Source organism: Pseudomonas sp. 51_B, assembly GCF_017491595.1.
GTDB classification, from domain to species: Bacteria; Pseudomonadota; Gammaproteobacteria; order Pseudomonadales; family Pseudomonadaceae; genus Aquipseudomonas; species Aquipseudomonas promysalinigenes.
In genome coordinates this window covers 1-503 of record NZ_JAFGYW010000212.1, presented here as the reverse complement: position 1 = coordinate 503, position 503 = coordinate 1, and the positions used below count along the sequence as shown (strand labels likewise).

General features: G+C 56.5%; 1 pseudogene. It reads left to right on the top strand.

The features are described from left to right. Window positions 1-465: pseudogene (locus tag J5M56_RS24460) on the top strand (hypothetical protein); the annotation flags it as partial. Window positions 466-503 lie beyond the last annotated feature (38 nt).

The window sequence follows — 503 nt, the reverse complement described above, 5'->3', positions numbered from 1 at the left end:
GTCAAAAAGGGCGTCCGCTATGTCGTCACGTCCCTCAATTCGTTTACCTGGCAGCCATATTGTGATCTTCCGGAATGCTTCGCAGGCTGGATGGCCCGCGCCGACACGGCATCTGGCGAAGTGTTCGAGCCGCGCACCGTAGTCGACCGCATCGATATCGCCTCCGACACCGGTATCTGTCTACCTTTCGTGATGGACTTACAGGAAGGTCGCATGATCTGGGCCGATCTGGGGCTGACTTCATCGCCCCGCTGGAACAACGTTGACAACAACCTCAGCGGAGTTTCGTTGATGCTGCGCGCCCTGGTGCATACACCAAGGCCGGACCTGCACACGCTTTTCGATTTACATGTGCGGGCACGAGGCGAACGAGTGGCCTCTGCTGAGCAGGCGCAGAGGGTGTTCGCACCTGAACAAGGGCTGACTCCGTTCGATACGGATCTGATTCGGTCTGAATATCTTTGATATCTGCGAAGGCATTGGCTCACTTTCAAAAGGACAAC